This is a genomic window from Sphingopyxis yananensis (assembly GCF_020687785.1).
In the GTDB taxonomy this organism is placed as follows: domain Bacteria; phylum Pseudomonadota; class Alphaproteobacteria; order Sphingomonadales; family Sphingomonadaceae; genus Sphingopyxis; species Sphingopyxis yananensis.
This window is the reverse complement of the sequence record NZ_JAJEWI010000004.1, coordinates 14,693-34,752: the sequence shown is the minus strand read 5'-3', so window position 1 is coordinate 34,752 and position 20,060 is coordinate 14,693. Positions and strand designations below refer to the sequence as shown.

The following is a 20,060-nucleotide window of genomic DNA, read 5'->3' as shown; positions in this document are numbered from 1 at the left end:
TTGAGCGGCATGATTTTCGCCAACGGCCACGGGCGTTGGCGGGGAATATCCGTCACATCGCAGCGCCTATTTCGATATTCATACGCAAATACTATGCGCAGGATGGTTTCGCTCTCTCGAATTTAAACGCGGCGTCCCTTTATTGAAGCGTCCTGCTGTCGACTCCCTGCGCCCTGCTGCGAGCGATTAGCTGGAGCAATATCATGCATGATCTGATGTGGATCGGCATCATCCTTGCCCTGTTGGCCATCAGCCTCGGTTACGCGCGGCTGTGTGACGATGCGTAAGGATATATGCCTATGTCTTTAGACCTTATGCTCGCGGGCGTGACCGCGCTTGGCCTTTTGCTGTATCTTGTGGCGGTGCTTGCACGGCCTGAACGATTTTAGGGGAAGGCTGTGATGACCATTCAGGGATGGCTGTTGATAGCCATATTCACCAGCCTTTTGCTGCTGCTTGCAAAGCCCATGGGGCTGTGGCTCTTTGCGCTTTATGAAGGGAGGCGCACGCCGCTCCACCGCATACTCGGTCCGGTGGAGGCGGGCTTTTACCGCCTGTCCGGCATTGATCCGGCAGAGGAGCAAGGATGGCGGCGTTACGCCGTTCATATGTTGATATTTAATAGCATGCTGTTGCTGTTCACCTATGCGGTGCTGCGGTTGCAAGGCGGATTGCCGCTCAATCCCTTGGGCTATGATGGGCCGAGCGCGGATCTTGCCTTTAACACGGCGATCAGCTTTGCCGCCAATACCAATTGGCAAAGCTATGGCGGGGAGTCGACACTGTCGAACCTTAGCCAAATGTTGGGGCTGACCATCCAAAATTTCCTCTCGGCGGCGACCGGCATTTCGCTCGCTTTCGCGCTGTTTCGTGGTTTTGCGCGGCGGGAGGCCAAGACGCTTGGCAATTATTGGGCGGATATGACGCGGGTGACGCTCTATCTGCTGTTGCCGATGTGCGTTGTCATTGCGATTTTCTATGTCGCGAGCGGGGTTCCGCAAACCCTTGCCGCGTCGGTTGATGTGACCACCTTGGAAGGCGCGAAGCAAATATTGGCGCTTGGCCCCGTGGCATCGCAAGAAGCGATCAAATTGCTGGGCACCAATGGCGGGGGATTTTTCAACGTCAACAGCGCGCATCCTTTTGAAAATCCAACGGCGCTGACCAATTTGGTGCAGATGCTGTCGATCTTGGTGGTGGGTGCCGGTTTGACATGGACGTTCGGCAAAGCCGTTGGCAACACGCGGCAAGGCTGGGCCATTTTGGCGGCGATGATCACCATTTTTCTGGTGGGTGTGACCATCACCTATTGGCAAGAAGCCGCTGGCAATCCTGTGCTCCATCATTTGGGGGCGATGGGCGGCAATATGGAGGGCAAAGAAACCCGCTTTGGCATAGCGCAATCCGCACTTTATGCAGTGGTGACCACGGCGGCCTCCTGCGGCGCGGTGAATGCCATGCACGACAGTTTCACGGCGCTTGGCGGCCTGATCCCTTTGTTCAATATGCAGCTTGGCGAAGTGGTGATCGGCGGCGTTGGCGCGGGTATTTATGGATTCTTGCTGTTCGCCATTCTCGCCATCTTTGTGGCCGGATTGATGGTGGGCCGCACGCCGGAATATGTCGGAAAGAAAATTGAAGCACGAGAAGTGAAACTGGCGGTTCTTGCAATTGCGGTCCTGCCTTTAACTATCCTGAGTTTTACGGCCATTGCATCCGTGACCGAAGCAGGCCTTGCGGGGCCGCTGAACCACGGACCCCATGGATTTTCCGAGATATTATACGCCTTTACCAGTGCGGTTGCGAATAATGGTTCCGCCTTTGCAGGCCTGTCTGCCAACACGCCATTTTATAATGGGTTGTTGGGCATCGGGATGTGGATTGGTCGCTTTTTCGTGATCATCCCGATGTTGGCGATTGCGGGCGGACTGGCTGCGAAAAAATATACGCCAGAAACGGCGGGCAGCTTTCCCACAACAGGCCCCATTTGGACCGCGCTTTTGATCGGCATCATTTTGATTGTCGGCGGCCTGACATTCCTGCCCAGTCTCGCCCTTGGCCCGATCGCGGACCATTTCGCGATGGTCCATGGCCAGCTTTTCTAAGGATATTGTATATGGCTAAGACCGCACAAGCTTCTGCCAACACGTCTTTATTTTCCGCTGATCTGATGATTCCTGCCCTTGGCGGCGCATTTCGGAAATTACACCCGCGTGCATTGATCCGAAATCCGGTGATGTTCACCACGGCGGTCATCGCGGCGCTTCTGACGATCCTGTTGGTGATTGGGCAGGATGGGCTTTCCACTGGATTTAAGCTGCAACTCATTCTCTGGCTGTGGTTGACGGTGTTTTTCGGCACCATGGCAGAGGCGCTGGCCGAAGGGCGCGGCAAAGCACAGGCGGCGTCTTTGCGCGCTGCCAAGGCTGAACTCACGGCGAAACGCTTGCAGGGTGATAGCCTGATTTGGGAAAATATGCCCGCTAGTGCCCTGAAATTGGGCGACATGCTGCTGGTCCAGACGGGGGACCTGATCCCAGCGGATGGCGAAGTGGTGGCGGGTGTGGCAACAGTGAATGAAGCCGCCATCACCGGCGAAAGCGCGCCTGTGATCCGCGAGGCAGGCGGCGATCGCTCGGCGGTGACGGCAGGGACGCGGGTGATATCCGATGAAATTAGGATCCGCGTGACAGCGGGGCCAGGCCAAGGCTTTATCGACCGAATGATCGCCTTGGTGGAAGGGGCCGAACGGCAAAAGACACCCAATGAAATCGCGCTGACTTTGCTGTTGGTGGGCCTGACGATCATCTTTTTGATTGCGGTTGGTTCGATACCGGCCTTTGCATCCTATGCGGGTGGTTCCATACCGGTGACGATCCTTGCGGCGCTGTTGATCACCTTGATTCCAACGACCATTGCGGCGCTGTTGTCGGCCATCGGCATTGCAGGCATGGACCGTTTGGTGCGCTTTAACGTGCTCGCCAAATCAGGCCGCGCGGTGGAGGCTGCCGGTGACATTGATGTTTTGTTGCTGGATAAAACTGGCACCATCACCATCGGCGACAGGCAGGCGACCGAATTTCGCGCCGTGGGCGGCCATTCGGCGGAGCAATTGGCCCATGCTGCGCTGCTGGCCAGCCTAGCCGATGAAACGCCGGAAGGACGCTCGATTGTGCTGCTGGCGCGGGAAATTTTTGGCCAGACCGCCGAGGTTCCCGCCGATGCACAGATTATCGGCTTTACGGCTCAGACCCGTATTTCCGGCATAAGCTATGGCCGTCATACCATTCAAAAGGGAGCGGTCGATTCCATCCTGCGGGCCAATCCGGCTGTGGCGGAAACCGCAACCGCGACGGAATTGCGCCGTATCACCGATGAAATCGCGCGCGCTGGTGGAACGCCATTGGCCGTGGCCAAAGATGGTCAATTGCTGGGCGCGATCTTTTTGAAAGATATCGTCAAGGCGGGCATTCGCGAGCGGTTCGGGGAATTGCGCGCCATGGGCATCCGCACCGTGATGATTACGGGTGATAACCCGCTGACCGCAGCGGCGATTGCGGCAGAGGCTGGGGTCGATGATTTCTTGGCCCAAGCAACGCCAGAGGACAAGCTGGACTTGATCCGCAAAGAACAAGCGGGCGGACGCTTGGTGGCGATGTGCGGTGACGGCACCAATGATGCGCCCGCGCTGGCGCAGGCCGATGTTGGGGTCGCGATGAACACGGGGACACAGGCGGCCCGGGAAGCGGGCAATATGGTGGACCTTGATAGCGATCCCACCAAATTGATCGAAATTGTCGGCATTGGGAAACAATTGTTGATGACGAGGGGGGCGTTAACTACCTTTTCGGTGGCCAATGATGTGGCCAAATATTTTGCCATCATTCCCGCGATGTTTGTGACGCTTTACCCCCAATTGGGTGTGCTCAACATCATGGGGCTGGCCAGTCCCGAAAGCGCCATTTTGTCGGCGATTATTTTCAATGCGCTGATCATCTTGCTGTTGGTGCCGCTTGCTCTGCGGGGGGTGACCTATCGCGCCATGGGGGCGGGGCAACTGCTGGGTCGCAATATCCTGATTTATGGCCTTGGCGGCCTGATTGCACCTTTCATTGGGATCAAGCTGATCGATTTGGCCATCACGAGCATCGCTTTGGTCTGAGGATGATATTATGAACAAAGATCTCATTACATCGCTGCGCCCCGCGCTGGTTATGACGCTTTTTTTTGCTGTGCTGCTTGGGCTTGCTTATCCACTCGCCATCACGGGGGCTGCGCAAATATTCTTTCCCCATCAGGCGAACGGCAGCCTTGTGCGCGACAAAGGCATTGTTGTTGGGTCCACGGTGGTCGGCCAAGCTTTTACGTCTGATCGATATTTCAACAGCCGACCGTCGGCGGCTGGGGATGGATATGATGGCATGGCGTCGTCGGGTTCCAACCTAGGCCCGACATCACAGGCGCTGGCGGACCGTGTGCAGGGCGATGTCGCCAAATTTTCCGAAACCTCACCAGGGCTTAACGTCCCGCCTGATCTGGTGATGACCTCTGCCTCGGGGCTCGACCCGCATATCAGCCCCGAGGCGGCTTTTTATCAAGTGGATCGGGTGGCACGGGCGCGTGCGCTTGATCCGGCATCTGTCCGAACCTTGGTGGAACAGGCCATTGAGCGCCCCTTATTGGGGTTTCTGGGCGAAGCACGGGTGAATATCTTCATCCTCAATAGACGTCTTGATCATTTTGGCGATAAACCTGCGGCGTGACCTATAGCGACAGACCATCTCCTGAAGCCTTTCTGCGTCTAGCGGCGCAGGAGGGCCGTGGGCGTCTCAAGATATTTCTTGGCGCGGCCCCCGGTGTTGGCAAGACTTGGGAAATGTTGATGGACGGGCACCATCGGCGCGAAGCTGGCGTGGATGTGGTGGTTGGCATCGTGGAAACGCATGGGCGGCGGGATACTGAGGCCATTGTTAACGGCCATGACATCATCAAACGGCGCGTGAGTGATCATCAGGGCGTGCGATATAGCGAGATGGACGTCGATGCCATCTTACAGCGTCACCCCGCGCTGGTGCTGGTCGACGAACTTGCGCATAGCAATGCACCGGGCAGCCGCCATCCGAAACGCTATCAGGATGTCGAAGAACTGTTGGATGCTGGCATTGATGTTTATTCCACACTGAATATTCAGCATGTCGAAAGCCTGAATGATGTGGTGGCATCGATCACCCACATTCGGGTGCGTGAAACAGTACCGGATTCCGTCTTGGAAAATGCCGAACTCGAGGTCGTCGATCTGCCGCCTGACGAACTGATCGAGCGATTGCGCGATGGCAAGGTCTATATCCCGCAAGAAGCGTCGCGTGCCCTTGCGCATTTTTTCTCGAAATCTAATCTGACCGCCCTACGGGAACTTGCTTTGCGGCGCGCGGCGCAAGCCGTGGACGCGCAAATGCTAGAACATGTCCGCAGCCATGCTTTGGCGGGCAATTTCGCGGTGGGTGAGCGGATCATTGTGGCGGTCAGCGAATTGCCCGCAGCGGTCGAGTTTGTCCGCGCGGCGAAAAGGCTGGCCGATGCGCTGAAGGCACCATGGACCGCGGTGCATATTGAAACGCGGCGCAGCCTGAACCTGTCCGACATGGACCGGCAACAGCTATCTGACACCTTGGCGCTAGCGTCGCGGCTGGGGGCTTCGACCGCGACCGTGCCTGCTGCCACAGTCATCGACGGTTTGCGCCTCTTTGCGCAAGATGCGCGCGCCACCCAGATTGTGATGGGCAAATCACGCCGACCGTGGTGGTTTACGATGCTGCACGGCTCGATTGTCGATCAAGTGGTACGGGCCAACGGCGATGTTGCGGTTCATGTTGTGCCCAGCGACAGCCCCAAACAGGCGGACCACAACCGTTCTTCGCTTTTGGTTGGAAGTTGGGGCAAGCGATCCCATTATATCTGGTCGTTCGTGATGGTCGCGGCCATGGCGATCCTAGGTCGCTTGCTGATCGAGCTTATTGATCTTCATAATATATCGCTGTTGTTTCTGATTCCGGTGATGGCGGCGGCGGCCAGCTTTGGCCTGCGTGCTGGGCTTTTTGCTGGGTTTATGTCCAGTCTGGCCTATAATTTTGTTTTCCTGCCGCCCACAGGCTCGCTGACCGTCAACAACCCCGAAAATATCATTAGCATCTTTGTTTTGCTGGGGGTTGCGATTGTCACCAGCCAGTTCGCCGCCCGTGCGCGCGAACAAGCCAATCTCGCCCAAAAAAGCGCACGCCAAAATGCTGCGCTGGCGAGTTTCTCACGCCAGTTGACTGCCGCGCCCGATCAGGACGGCTTGATGCAGGCGATTTGCTTCGAAGTGGGCCGATTGTTGGACGTGCGTGCGGTGTTCTTGCTGCCGTCGGCGGACGGGCCGACATTGCGTGCCGCTGTTCCTCCCGATGATGTGCTGGAACCGATTGAGCGGGCCGCAGCCCAATGGGCGATTGATAATGGGCTGCCCGCTGGGCGCGGATCGTCTACGTTGACGTCATCTGAATGGTTGTTTCACCCGTTGGCCACGACGGGGTGTGTGATCGGCGTGTTGGGCATCAGCCGCAACGATGCGTTGGACCCGATACGGTCCGATCAGCTTCCGCTGCTGATGAGTTTGCTAGATCAGGCGGCCATTGCGCTGGACCGCATGCGGTTGGAGGAAGCCGCGCTGCATGCACGCCATGTCGAAGAACGCGATCGGCTGCGGGCTGCTTTGCTGTCATCCGTCAGCCACGATCTGCGGACCCCGCTGACCATGATATTGTCGGCGGCGCAGGCCATTCGGCGCGGTCCCTTTGATGGCGTGGCTGGTGCCCAAGCCTTTGCCGGAACGATTGAGGCAGAGGCATTGCGCCTGAATCGTTTCGTTTCCAATCTGCTGGATATGGTGCGGGTAGAGGCGGGGGCGCTTCCCATGCGGGCAGAGGCGACGGAATTGTTCGACGCCGCCGCCAGTGCGGCCCATGATTGCCGCGCGTCGCTAACTGGCCATGAAATCTTAATCGATATTCCGTCCGCATTGCCTTTTGTGCGGCTTGATCCGATCCTGCTCCATCATTGTCTTATCAATTTGCTGGATAATGCTGGGCGCTATGCTGATGCTGGAACGCCTATTATCATACGGGCCAATCGGACGGCTGACGGCATAATTTTGTCGGTGATCGATCAAGGGCCGGGGATCGCGATTGGCGATGAAAAACGCGTGTTTGAAGCATTTACACGGATTGATGGAAATGATCGGGCCAAGCATGGGACCGGTCTTGGCCTTGCTATTGTGAAGGGTTTTGCCGAAGCGATGGGCTTGAGCGTTGAAGCTGGAAATCATGATGACCCGCATGGCGCGCAATTTTCCATTCACATCCCATCCGCGCTGATCGTCGGAGAGCTGATGAACGAGAAATTGTTATGAAATCGCGCCATAAAGTGTTGATCGTCGATGACGAACCGCAAATCCGCCGCTTGTTGCGGGCCGCCTTGGAACGCGCTGATTATGCGATAGTCGAAGCGGGCAATGCGAGGGAGGCGGCCGCGCTGCTGCGCGGCGAACGGCCCGATATCATCTTGCTGGATTTGGGTTTGCCAGATCGGGATGGGCTGGAATTGGTGCCGATATTCAAACAACAGTCGCAAACCACGTTGATTGTGGTGTCGGCGCGTGATGCGACGGATGAAAAAGTCGCTGCGCTGGATTTGGGCGCCGATGATTATCTGACCAAACCGTTCGATACGGATGAGCTTCTGGCACGAATGCGGGTCGCCGTGCGCAATAGATTGACGCGCGATGGCGGAAATTTGGTTGTGACATTGGGGGACGTCATACTGGATATGGCCGCGCGAAGGGTGACGAAAAGCGGCAAAGAAATTCATCTGACGCCCAAGGAATATAAGGTGCTGGTCGAGCTGGCCCGTTTTCCGGGACGGGTGATCACGCACAAGCAGATGATGAACGAGGTATGGCCGCACGAGCATGAGCATCATGTCGAATATCTGCGTGTTCTCATTCGCACGCTACGCCAAAAGCTGGAGACTGACCCGCAGCATCCCCAGCTGATCAGCAATGAACTTGGGATTGGGTATCGCCTGCGTCTTGGCCCCGTCGATTCCCATGGCGAAGAGATATAGCCGGCGCTTGTGGTCGCGGTGATGACCGCCGGAAATAATGCCGATCCTATGCTAAGACAATGCCGTACGCCTTTCGGTCATCTGGCTTTCCTACGTCCCTCTGCATAGTTGAATAGCCTTCGACGAAGTTGGAGGCTTGGATGATGAAATGGCATGAAACACAAGCGGCGAATATGTGTTTACGCCTAGCTGGCGCGATACTCGTCGGATTGGCCATGCTGGCCGTCAGCCATCTTCATGCGATTGCGCATAGCACATCGGCCCATGAAGCAAGCGCCGTGATGATGTTTCTCGCGGCGGTGACGTTTTGGTGTGGGAGCGTCGGAAGTGCGCTTGTGATTGTCGGTCCGAAATTGTGGGACACCGTGCAAGTTTCCCAGCGATGGCAAAAGGCGGACCGGTATAAGGATCAAGGATGAAGGATGAGGTATAGCTTGTTTTGATAGGATGCCCTCTAAACTGGCAGTTTTACGCTTGGTTTAGCGGCTGTCATTTGCCCTGACGGAGGGGCTGTCGACCCTCGGCGGCGAAAAGGGAGCGGGCAACGGCAATAGCTTTGCTTATTGTGATCCGGACGAGGACATCTGGGGGCGACCACAATTACCCTAGTAGCGAGGCTCGTATCGAATTACATTCCGCTTCAATCTGCGGTGAGTCGGACGGCGTCTTTCTGTCATATCTGCGTGAAGTGCGAGTGGTATCCAAATAGCTGGAATGGCCAAAAATAAATCCTCATCGGGGCGCCGCCAGGAATATGTGTTTAAGCCGCATGAGCGCCCCTTCATGCCTGGTTCTCCGGCATCGCCAGACCATCCGAAGCTTCGTAAGATCGCCTATTTATTGATCGGGCTTTATATCTGCATCGTTGGCGGGTTTCAAAACGGCTTGTTGCTGGCCAATTTGACGACATTGCAAGGGCATTTGGGCCTCACGAGCGTTGATGCAGGCTGGGTGACGGTCGCCTATAATATGACCAACATATGCATGAGCATCTTGCTGTATAAATCTCGGCAGCAATTTGGCATTCAGCGTTTTGTGCGCGCGGTGATGATTGCGTTGCTGCTGGCGAATTTCGTGCAGCTATTTGATATGGGCTACAGGCTGGAACTGATCGCCCGTGGCATATCCGGTATCGCGGCGAGCGGGCTGAGTACTTTGGCGATATTTTACCTGATGCAGGGCATGCCTCCCGAGGCCCGCATTGGCGGGTTCTTAATTGGCATTGGTTTAACCCAAGTCGCCACCTTGCTGGCGCGCGCTATATCGCCAATGTTCTTATTTGATGGGAACATCAGCAACTTATTCCTTTTTCAATTTGCCCTATCGCTGGTCGCCGTGGGCTTGGTAAATATTTTAACGCTGCCCAAAGGGGAGATTATTAAATCCTTTGAAAAGCTGGATTTGTTAAGCTTTCCTTTGCTTGCGACAGGGATGGGGCTGCTATGTGCATTTCTGGTGCAGGGCCGCATTCAATGGTGGTCGACGCCATGGCTTGGCGGCGCATTGGCGGCATCGGTGGTCTTGATTGGCGCGGCGTTTTTGATTGAGCATAATCGGCAAAACCCGATGCTGCACACCCGTTGGATGACCAGCGGCGACTTGGTTCGATTTGCGCTGACGGGGGCGATGGTGCGCGTGTTGACAGCCGAGCAAAATTTTGGCGCAACAGGGCTGCTCAGCGCGGTTGGCATGGTGAATGATCAACTGGTTACTTATTATAGCGTGCTGACAGTCGCGACCTTGGCTGGCGCGATTTTGGCGGTTGTTACAATTAACCCGACCGACCTGCGCAAACCCATTCTCATATGCCTGGTGTTGATCGCGATTGGAGCATTTCTGGATACCGACTCTGGATTGCTCACACGGCCCGCGAACCTTTATTTGTCACAATCCTTATTGGCCTTTGCTGCGGTATATTCGATGGCCCCGATGATGATGGAAGGGATGTTCAGAGCCTTGTCCAAGGGACCATCTTATTTGGTCAGCTTTGTGGCCTTGTTCAGCTTGTCCCAGACGTTGGGCGGTTTGGCTGGCGTCGCGGCCCTTTCCGCTTTTCATACGTGGCGGACAAAAGTGCATTTGATGACGCTGGGTACCTCGATCTCCAATGGCGATCCGGAAGTGAGCGCTGCGATCAGTGGCATCGCCAATAGTTTGACCCAAAGGATGACCGACCCTGTTTTGCGGAACGCAACGGCGGCTGGTCAATTGATACAAGAAGTCGGACGGGAAGCGGCAATTTTGGCGTTTAATGACGTATTTTTCGTTATTGGGTCCATAGCATCCATAGCGTTTCTGATTTTATTCACGCGCTGGGCTTCTGATCGTCGGAAAGGGCATATTCCTTTGGCAAAGGAATTGGAGGCGCTACAAAAAATGCGGGCTGCACAGCAATGACAGAGCAAAAAAAGCTGGATCAAGACCAGCCGGAAACGAACATCGCAAAATCGGATGATGCACAAAGCATCGCTGCCCATGAGGCCGAGGAAGGCCGTGACGGCACCGAGAGCACGGAAAGCGCCGAGGGTGATGGTAGCGGCTGGCGGCCGGAACGGTCGCGCCCCCGCATAGCCTTTTACGGCCTTGTGATATTGCTGGGCGCATTGGCTATTCTTTATGCATGGGGCCTCCCGCCGTTCCATATGAACAGCCAGACCACAGACAATGCTTATGTGCGCGGCCAGACCACGGTTATTTCACCCCAAGTGGGCGGTTATGTGACCGAGGTGTTGGTACAAGATTTTGCGGATGTGAAAGCAGGGCAGATTTTGGCGCGCATTGACGACAGCATTTACAAGCAGCGTGTGGCGCAAGCCGATGCCAATATTTCCGCGCAGGACGCGAGCCTGAGCAATAGTGCGCAAAGTCAGCGATCGGCCGAGGCCCAAGTTCAATTGCAAGATGCGGCCATTGCCAATGCGCGCGCGCAGTTGCAGCGGGCGCAAGCCGATATGCGCCGCGTGACGGAATTGGTCGACGAGGGTTCTGTGTCCCTACGCGAACGTGATCAAACGCTCGCCGCGCTGCGCCAAGCCGAAGCATCGGTTCGGCAAGCCGAAGCGCAGCGACTGATTGCTCTAGAACAAGTTCGGTCGGTAAGTGTTGGACGTTCCGGATTGGAAGCGGGCGTCGCCAATGCCAAGGCGTCGCGGGGATTGGCCGCCATTGATTTGGACCGCACGATTATCAGGGCACCACGTGATGGACGGCTGAGTGAAGTGTCGGTGCGCGTGGGACAATTGGTGAATGCGGGCACGCAGTTAATGTATCTGGTGCCGGATCGCCACTGGGTGGTTGCCAATTACAAAGAGGCGCAAACCGGCGAAATCCGTACGGGCCAACGCGCGCGCCTGCGCATTGATGCGTTGGGCGGGGCGGAATTGTCTGGAACCGTAGAGAATATTTCTCCGGCTGCGGGAAGTGAATTTAGCGTCATCAAGCCAGACACTGGATCTGGGAATTTTGTCAAGGTTCCCCAACGTATTGCCGTGCGCATCCGGATAAATGATGGGCAGAAATTAGCCGATAGATTGGGGCCTGGGATGTCGGTTGTGGCCACCGTCTATACGGGCGAAGGCCGATGAAAAGCGGCAGCTTTGTGGTGGCACTGTCGGCTGGGGCGCTGGCAGCTTGTGCGCCGACAATTGGCCCGCGTCCACCGATGAGCATAAGCGAGGCACCAGCCCAATGGAAGGAAGCCTATCCTGCCAGTGGAGCGACCGAGAGTGCGTGGTGGAATGGCTTTGGTGACCCGCAATTGTCCATCTTGGTTGCAGCCGCGCAGGCGCAGAATTTGGATTTGGCGATTGCGGCAGCAAGGGTTGCGGAAGCGCGCGCGCAGGAAAAGGTCGCGCGTTCGCAATTATTTCCATCGCTTAATGGCAATGTAGGCGCGAGCGATGCGCGCATGCTCAATGCATTTGGCGTGGCCAATGAAAGCGCCAGCGTGCAGCCCCTATTTCAGGCTGCCTATGAAGTCGATTTATTCGGCAGGATTTCCTCGCAAATTGGCGCGGCATCGGCGAATGTCGCCGCGACGCAAGCCGCTGGGCGCGCTGCGACCTTGGCGGTAACGAGCGCGACGGCTAGCGGCTATATCACCCTGCTGGCGTTAGACGCACGGCGCGAATTGCTCGCGCAAACTGTCGTGTCGCGCAGGGAGGCCCTACGCATCGCCCGTGACCGAGCCGAAGCTGGTTACACGTCTCAATTAGAATTGCGGCAAGCCGAAGCCGAGTATCGCGCGACGGAGCAGCAAATTCCCGCTGTTGAGGCGTTGATCGCCCGCCAAGAGCATGCGCTATCATTGCTTACGGGGCAAAACCCAACGGCAATTGTTCGCGGAGCAGGCTTTTCTGCGCTGAAGAGGCCATTGGTGCCCCATGTCCTGCCGTCGGAATTGGTAAGACGTCGTCCCGATATATCACAGGCCGAATATAATCTGGCCGCCACAGATGCAAATTTACGCGTGGCGCGGGCCAATTTCCTGCCGCAATTGCGCTTGGCTGCGTCTGCGGGGGCGGTGATCAGTTCCGCGTTACAAGATCCGGTAACCATCTGGTCGGTGGGGGGCAGCATCTTGGCGCCTTTGTTCCAACGCGGACGATTGACGGGCCAGTTCGACGCTGCGACGGCCCAGCGCGATCAAGCCGCTTTTGCCTATCGCCGTACAGTGTTGACGGCTTTTCGCGAAGTTGAGGATCAGCTATCGAATATCGACCGACTACACGCCCAATCTCAGGCATTGGAAGCACAGCAGGCAGCGGTGGCGGATGTGCTGCGGCATGCGACCAACCGCTATCGCGCCGGATATTCCCCCTATCTGGAGCAGGTGGATGCGCAGCGGGCTTTATTGTCGGTTGATCTCGCCTTGTTGCAGTTACAGGCGGATCGTTTGAACGCTTATGTCGCATTGTATCAAGCCTTGGGCGGTACGGTGCAATTGCCAGAGCTATAGGCCCTAGAGCGCATCGCTAAACGAGAGAGCGGAGCAGAGGAGGCTGGGCCAGAGACGGGCCACTTTTGGCGATATTTTCTGATCGCTGGCAGGTTTCTGTGGCAACCAGCTTAGGCCAAAGGCGACGTCTCGTGCGTGCTGGGATAAGCCATAGTGCCCAAGCTGGGCCCTGATGTTCCACCCGTCATTTAAGCGTGCAGCGGGGTGAAAAAGTCGGGGCCAACATCACTGTTAGCCCCGAATTTCGCTTAGTTGGTGCGGGCGCTCTTGCCCTTGGTGCCATCGTCAAATTCCGGCAGTGCATCAGGGGCTGGTGCAACGGCTGGCTTGACTGGCGACTGGCCGGTCAAGCCGCCCAGCGATTTCCAGTTGAGCATCGCATTATAGAGCATGCGATATTCACCCAGCGTCTGCCAACGCCAGATCGGGTTGGTTGCGAACATCAAGACGCGGCCTTCGCCCAATTCGCTGTTGATGATCGCGGGCTGGTTCTGGATCTGGTCCGCATTGCGCATAAAACCGCTGAGGATCGATGACTTTCCGCCGGGGAACTCCATCAATACCTTGCCCTTCACAGCCGGACGGACGTTCAGCAGGGTGTTGGTTGCCCAGCGGACCGAGACCGTATCGGCGGTGTTATAGCCATAGAAAATGGGGCTGAGCGGTTGCAGGAACTTCGCCTTGACGATCGGACCCGGAGCATAGCTGTCGCCCGGTGCTGGCGCAGCGGTAACATCGTCCACCAGACCAAAGGCAGCGGGAACTTCGCTGGCATTGCCCGTGGTGATCAGCGTGCCGCCTTGTTCGACGAACTTGCGCAATTCGCTGAGCCCCTCGGTGCCCATGCCGCCACGGATGTCGTCGGATTCCCCATACATGCCCAGGGATTTGAACTGGTCATTCTTTTTATAGGGAAGCGGTTTACCCTTCATCGGAATATCGAACACAATATCCCGCGCCGTGCGGCCTTGGTTCGGCAGAATGATCACGTCATATTTGTCGCGAAGATTGCCGCCGCGCACCTGTTCTTTGTAAATCAGGTCATAAGGCGTTTCATATTGATCAAAGGCATAGCGCAGCCAGCCAACCTTTTCAGTCGAACCCCAAGTGCTGAACACCGCGGTGCGTGGAATGGCCACTTCATGCGTGCTGGCACCCAGATTGGCGGGTGCGGCAATGGCCGTCAGGCCCAGCTCGACGACAGCCGGTGCCAGCGCCGAGCGGGCATTGGCCGGAACAATGAACGAGCCTGCGGGAACGTCCGTTTTGCCGAGCTTGAAGCCTTGTTCCACGATGCGGACGTTGGTGTCCTTCAAGCGATAGCGCAGCACCGCCAGATTGACCGACCCATTGTCGAGGACGATATAGCCACCCGGACCAGCGTTGCTGATCGAGCCGCGCAGGGTAAAGTTGGTCACTGGCGTTGTCGTGACGCCAAGTGCGGCCTTGTCGGTCACTTCGACCACGTCGGTGTGGGTCATCAGGCCGATGGTCCACGCTGCGTCATCATAAGTGAACAGCTTTTCATCCGGATAATTGTCTTGGATGCGCATCAACGTCTTGGCAAGCGGGCCATAGGGTTGGTCGAGCTTGACGATCAGCGAGCCTGCGGGGAAGCTTTTGTCGCCAAGCCGAATGGCTGCATTGGCCTGACCGACTTCGACGCCTTGCAGCAAGAGTTGATCGACCACAAATTTGACGCGGCTTTGGTCCTTTTGACCCGCTGGGATCACATAAGCAACGGGGCCGTCACGCTTGACGCGCTCAATCGCATTTTTGCTCTTCTTATAGAAATTCTCAAGGATCGTGTGATTATGGGTTGCCGCCAAATCCAGCGCCGTCAGAACACCCGTCTGCATATAGTTGGTGTTGTTGCGGATCGACCACATCACTTCGCGATATGGTGGGTTTGGACGGAACCAGTCACGCTTTAGATGGTTGCCGCCGCGCGCATTATTCGCTGCCACGCCGCCATCGACACGGCGTAACATGGTGGTGGCACCGCCATTGCCATAGGTTTCATACATGCGCAGCATGCCATTATGGTTCGATGCCATAAAGGCGACATAGCCGGGCGACCAAGCATCGACAAAACCGTGCGTCCACACGCCTGGCATGCCATATTTGGTCAGCTGCGACATTTCATAATTCGCATAAAATGGCAGTTCGCCGTAAAGGATCGGATCCAATTCCGGATTCTGCGGGGCTTGGCCGCTATAGGTATAAAGGAATGGCACCGATTCATGCAGTTCGTGCATGATCGGCAGCTTCCAATCCAGATAGAATGCCAGCAATTGACGCGCGTTCACGTCCGAGAAGTTCATGTCACGATTATTGTCGTGATAGATATATTTGCCCCAATATGGTGGGCCACCTGGCTTATCGAGATCGTTGGTCTCGTCTTTCAAGCTTTGGTGATACCAATCAACATAACGCGAGCGGCCATCGCCTTCGAGAACGGGGTTGATCGCGACGATCAAATTGTCGCGGATCTTGCGGATCATGTCCGAATCTTCGGTCAACAAGCGGTAGGCCAGCTCCATCGTCATTTCGGGCGGACCAGTTTCAGAGCTGTGGAGACCGGCGCTCAGGAAATAAAATGGCTTGGTTTCAGCGATGATCTGCTTGGCTTGTTCATCGTTAATCTTGCGCGGGTCGGCCAGCAGATTGTGGTTCCGCTTGTGGGTGTCGAGCTTGGCCATATTCTCTGCGTTGGAGAATAGAACGACAATATTGTCGCGGCCTTCATAGGTCTTGCCGATTTCGACGATGCGAACACGGTCCGGCGCTGCGGCGGCCAGACGGCGAAAATAGTCGATGATCTGCTCTTGGCTGTGCAGCTTGTTGGGCACACCGATATGGTTGCCCAGAACCTGCTTGGGTGACGGGATGGTATCCGACAGCGGCAGGTGGTCGACCAGCGGGCTGCTGAATTCAGGGCGGGTTGTCCATTCCTTGACCGATTTGGCAAAGTCTGGGTCCATTGGTTGCGCATGCAGCGCGAACATTGGTGTGATGGCACTGGCTGCCATCAGGATTGTGAGTATTTTTTTCACGGCATTGCTCCCCATTTCAATTTCTAGGGTCGGCGGCGTCCCTGCCGCTGACCCTCGCTATTTTTGTGATTTAAAATTTATAGCCGATGCTGCTGTACAAATAGCGGCCTTGGGCCTGATACAGGCCGCCGAGATAGCCACCATTGGCAAGCGGCGGATCCTTGTCGAAAATATTACGCGCACCAATGGTGAAGCGTGCATTTTCCAAGGGACCAGATTTGAACGTATAGCTGGCATTTAAATTGGCGCTGATGTGGCTCTTGACGCGGTACATATCACCCGCGGCATTGATGATCGAGGTAACGAACACCGCGTCCGTATATTGAACAAATGCACCCGCCGACCAATTGTCGAGCGACCAATTCAGCGATGCCGTACCGCGCCATTTCGGACGAGTGCCAAGGCCAACGAGATTGCCTGTGCCCGTCGCCGCGACAAAACCATCGTTGATGGTGCCTGCCTTTTGCGCATCGATCAAAATCTGCTGCGCCGCCAGCGGTTGCTGTTCATAGCGGATCATTTTATTGGCGCTCGCGTTGAAATTGAAGCGGCCAATGCTGGTCGATGGCGAGGCATAGCTGATGCTGAAATCCATGCCTTCAATTTCAAGCGGCAACAGATTTTGATAATTGGTGTCGGCGCGCAGAAAGATACCGGCGGGGTCAATGCCAGTGCCTGCGAAAAAGTTGATATCATCCTGCGTTACGGGCGCGCGCACAACGCTATCCGTTGAACCGCCATTAACCCGAGCCAGATAGTCGAGCGCCAACAATGTTGGACGATCGAGCGAGCTGACGACATTGCTCATGGAAATCCAGAAGCGGTCAAAAGTGAGGGTGAGGCGGCCAAGATGCGATGGAATGAACTTTGGCTCTAGGACGATGCCAACCGAGTATGAATTTGAATTTTCTGGCTTCAGATTCTTGTTGCCCGCCGTGGTCGAACCCGCGCTGAAGCGCTGGTCGCACTTTGACCAACTGGTAATACGGCCAGCGCGCAAATCCGCTTCGCAGCGGATATAGTCCATATTGCCGTTGCTGGTCAGGCCGGATGCCGGAATATGCATGGCCTCAAGCGTTGGCGCGCGGAAACCGCCCGAATAAGAACCACGGACGCGCACGCCGTTCACAAGGTCCCATGCCGCGGCGATCTTTGGCTTCGCGACGCTGCCCAGGTCATTATAATGTTCGAAACGGCCCGCCAGCTGAACGTCCAAGGTGCGAACCAGCGGGATGTTCATATCCTGGCTGACCAGTGGGATTGCGAGTTCACCATAAGCCGAAAAAATGGTGCGGCTGCCCGATACGTCGGGACGCGGGCTGCTCATGGCAAAATCAGTGCCATAGGCATTGCCCGTCACGCTATCGACGAAGGTGATGGTGCCGTCTTGATGGTCGTCACGATCATCCGAATAGGTTTCTCGGCGGATTTCGGTGCCCAAAGCGATACCGATATCGCCGCCCCATATCGACAGCAGCCGCGCGTTCGACAGTTTCAGGTCGGCCATAGCGAGCGAGGTTTTGTTCATGCGCACGCCCTTCATCATGAAGGAATTTACGGTCGCTGCGTCGCTGAGCGTGCTATCCTGCGTCGATGGATTCAGTGGGTCGCCGCCGTTAAATGGGTTATAGGCGTCTGCTGTTGTGCGGTTAACCGCGGCTTGGAAAAAAGTGTTGCTGATCGCGTCTGACGTGTCGCGAACCTTCGCTTCTGAATAGACGGCAGCACTTTCCCAATTCCATGCGCCCAAATCGCCGCGCAAACCAAGGAGCAAGCGGAACTGATCATTGCGCACGTCCACGCGGCGCGGACCCGTTTCAACCGGCGCGTAAGAGGTGATGGTAACTGGCAGGCCTTCGCCGGGGATGTTCAGACCCGGCAAGCGGTTAGGCGAACCTACCGGACCAAAGGGGTTCCAATAGGCGTCCGCCGCAACGGTGATCGGGAAGGTTTGGACAATTTGCGCATTTTGATCAAGCTGGCGCGTTTTCGCGTAATAATAGCTAGCTTCCGAGAAAAGTTCGACCTTGTCGCTCAGTTCATATTTCGAGAAAAGGAAGAAATTGGCGCGGCGCGTGCTGGCGATGGACGTCGCGTTGGGGAAGGTGCCGGGTATATCCTGACGCACGTTGCGATCCGCCGCACCATGGGCGCCATTGCGATAGCAAACACCGCTATAGCCGGACTCAACCAGCGATCCGCCATTGGTACATGGCACCACGCTGAAAACACCGCCACCGCTGGTCACGGCTTGGCCGTTCACGGTAACAGGGCCATTAAAGCCCGCCATGCTCGGAATAATAAATTGCCCCCAAGCCGATGCCTGTTGTCGGCCATCAAACCCAGTATGGCCAGCAAAGCTGGGGTCGTCGATCATGTCGCGCAGATCTTGCGTCGCGGTGTAGGGCAGGTCGGTATAGAGTTGTGCGCTTCGTGCGTAAAATGTGCCCATCATCGACACATGGCCGCGCCCGCCACCAAAGCTGGAGCCATAGCTGCCGTTGAAGGTCGTTTCCTTCAGCTTGGTGCCTTGCGCAAAGCCATGCTGCAGGTCCACCGACCCGCCTTGCAAGTCCGACTGCAGCACGGTGTTCACAACGCCGGCAATGGCGTCTGAACCATAAAGGGCTGCTGCACCATCACGCAGAACCTCAACGCGCTCAATGCCGCCAATGGGTATCGCGTTGACGTTAAAGCCGATTTGCGGCGCACCATCGACGTTCACTGTGGTTGGATGCTGAACCAGACGGCGTCCGTTGATCAGGCTGAGTGTGGTGCCAAGACCCATGCCGCGCAGGCTGACCGTCGAAATGTCGCCGCGTGCCGCATTCTGACCACCGCCGGACGGAAGGCCGGTAAAGGTTACAGCGCCAGCCTGTGGGATGGCGCGAAAAAGATCGTTACTGGAAACCGCACCAAGCGATGCGATTTCGGTTGCCCCAACAACCGAGACGGGAACGGCGCCAGTCGTTTTGGTGCCCTTAATCTGGGAGCCGACGACGACGATCTCGTTCACCGTGTCATTATATGTATCGCTATCCAGAGAGGATTCCTGATTGCTGGTCTGTGCGGCGATATCACCGCTTTGCGCCAAGGCAGGCGACGCCTGCGCAAATAGGACCGCCGCCGTTGCGATCGCGAAAGTTGAACCACCCGACGTGAACAGATTTTTCATGTACCCCCCCTAGTTGTAACTTTACGGCTCTGCATTTCGACAGGGCGCTCTTGTTCGAGCCAAATGCCCTGACAGCGTTCAGACGCGTGTCATGCCTGCCCGCAGCAAGAACCGTTTGTGTTAAGATTATGATTTGCAGATCTATGTGTGATCGACACGTGGTGCCCGCCACGCGCGTAAGCGCCCCCGATCACAATCGGTACAGATCTCTCCCGCTGGAAATTTCTGCCAACTGCATTTCTGCCCCCGTTATTTCGAAAGGATTTTTCGAATTGACCCAATGGCCGTAACCTATGCCACATAACAAAACAACGGTATTTACGGATAAATGAGAAATATTATATGGACTTATCGATATTTATTGTAAGATATTTTCGACATTTTCCATGTAAGTGATGATTATTCCATCAAAATATTCTGATGGCGTCATATCGTTATGGGCGAGTGTCATGGCTTGTATGGCCGTGGCGGTGAGCGTCTGCTGGAATGGTTGGGCGGAATGGTTGGGGCCGAGATTGGGACCGCTAACGTCATAAAAATTATGATTCACCAACCGCCATATAAAATGACGATGGCAAAAACAGTTTTAGAGAAAGAAGGGGTGGGGCCTTTGCTCACAGCTTTAACGCCGTTTATATATGGCTGAATATGGTCTTTGTGCCGCCGCCAATTCAAGCGACAGCGCAGCCCCAACGCATTGTTAAATCATCGC

At 56.1% G+C, this 20,060-nt stretch carries 12 protein-coding genes; 10 read left to right on the top strand and 2 right to left on the bottom strand.

The window, feature by feature from the left end; translation table 11 throughout:
- Window positions 1-293: 293 nt before the first annotated feature.
- The 10 genes from LKO31_RS15165 to LKO31_RS02185 all read left to right on the top strand — a co-directional run bounded on the left by LKO31_RS15165 (window position 294) and on the right by LKO31_RS02185 (window position 13,117).
- Complete coding sequence (locus tag LKO31_RS15165; protein ID WP_407699236.1) at window positions 294-389, top strand: potassium-transporting ATPase subunit F; 96 nt, start codon at window positions 294-296, stop codon at window positions 387-389.
- A gap of 12 nt (window positions 390-401) precedes the next feature.
- Window positions 402-2,105, top strand: a complete 1,704-nt coding sequence (gene kdpA, locus LKO31_RS02225) for a potassium-transporting ATPase subunit KdpA (protein WP_227688456.1) — start codon at window positions 402-404, stop codon at window positions 2,103-2,105.
- An 11-nt stretch (window positions 2,106-2,116) separates the two neighbouring features.
- Window positions 2,117-4,162, top strand: a complete 2,046-nt coding sequence (gene kdpB / locus LKO31_RS02220; protein ID WP_227688455.1) for a potassium-transporting ATPase subunit KdpB — start codon at window positions 2,117-2,119, stop codon at window positions 4,160-4,162.
- Between the two features lie 10 nt (window positions 4,163-4,172).
- Entirely contained in the window at window positions 4,173-4,763 is a 591-nt protein-coding gene (kdpC, locus tag LKO31_RS02215; protein WP_227688454.1) for a potassium-transporting ATPase subunit KdpC, read from the top strand.
- On the top strand, window positions 4,760-7,447 hold the full coding sequence (locus LKO31_RS02210; protein WP_227688453.1) for a DUF4118 domain-containing protein: 2,688 nt from the start codon (window positions 4,760-4,762) through the stop codon (window positions 7,445-7,447). The genes kdpC and LKO31_RS02210 overlap by 4 nt, the downstream gene beginning before the upstream one ends.
- Entirely contained in the window at window positions 7,444-8,160 is a 717-nt protein-coding gene (locus tag LKO31_RS02205; protein ID WP_227688452.1) for a response regulator, read from the top strand. The genes LKO31_RS02210 and LKO31_RS02205 overlap by 4 nt, the downstream gene beginning before the upstream one ends.
- A gap of 140 nt (window positions 8,161-8,300) precedes the next feature.
- Complete coding sequence (locus LKO31_RS02200) at window positions 8,301-8,579, top strand: hypothetical protein (RefSeq protein WP_227688451.1); 279 nt, start codon at window positions 8,301-8,303, stop codon at window positions 8,577-8,579.
- A 364-nt stretch (window positions 8,580-8,943) separates the two neighbouring features.
- Entirely contained in the window at window positions 8,944-10,557 is a 1,614-nt protein-coding gene (locus tag LKO31_RS02195; protein ID WP_227688450.1) for an MFS transporter, read from the top strand.
- The gene (locus tag LKO31_RS02190) at window positions 10,554-11,744 is read left to right on the top strand and encodes an HlyD family secretion protein (RefSeq protein WP_227688449.1); all 1,191 of its coding nucleotides are present in this window, start codon (window positions 10,554-10,556) and stop codon (window positions 11,742-11,744) included. The genes LKO31_RS02195 and LKO31_RS02190 overlap by 4 nt, the downstream gene beginning before the upstream one ends.
- The gene (locus tag LKO31_RS02185) at window positions 11,741-13,117 is read left to right on the top strand and encodes an efflux transporter outer membrane subunit (RefSeq protein WP_227688448.1); all 1,377 of its coding nucleotides are present in this window, start codon (window positions 11,741-11,743) and stop codon (window positions 13,115-13,117) included. Before LKO31_RS02190 ends, LKO31_RS02185 begins: the two co-directional genes overlap by 4 nt.
- A gap of 248 nt (window positions 13,118-13,365) precedes the next feature.
- Here the strand turns inward: LKO31_RS02185 and LKO31_RS02180 are convergent, their stop codons facing one another.
- A complete protein-coding gene (locus LKO31_RS02180) occupies window positions 13,366-16,101 on the bottom strand; it encodes a M14 family zinc carboxypeptidase (RefSeq protein ID WP_227688447.1) in 2,736 nt (911 codons plus the stop codon).
- Between the two features lie 142 nt (window positions 16,102-16,243).
- Window positions 16,244-19,348 carry a TonB-dependent receptor domain-containing protein gene (locus tag LKO31_RS02175; protein ID WP_227688446.1) on the bottom strand — a complete coding sequence of 1,035 codons (3,105 nt, stop codon included), beginning with the start codon at window positions 19,346-19,348 and terminating at the stop codon, window positions 16,244-16,246.
- Between the last annotated feature and the right edge of the window lie 712 nt (window positions 19,349-20,060).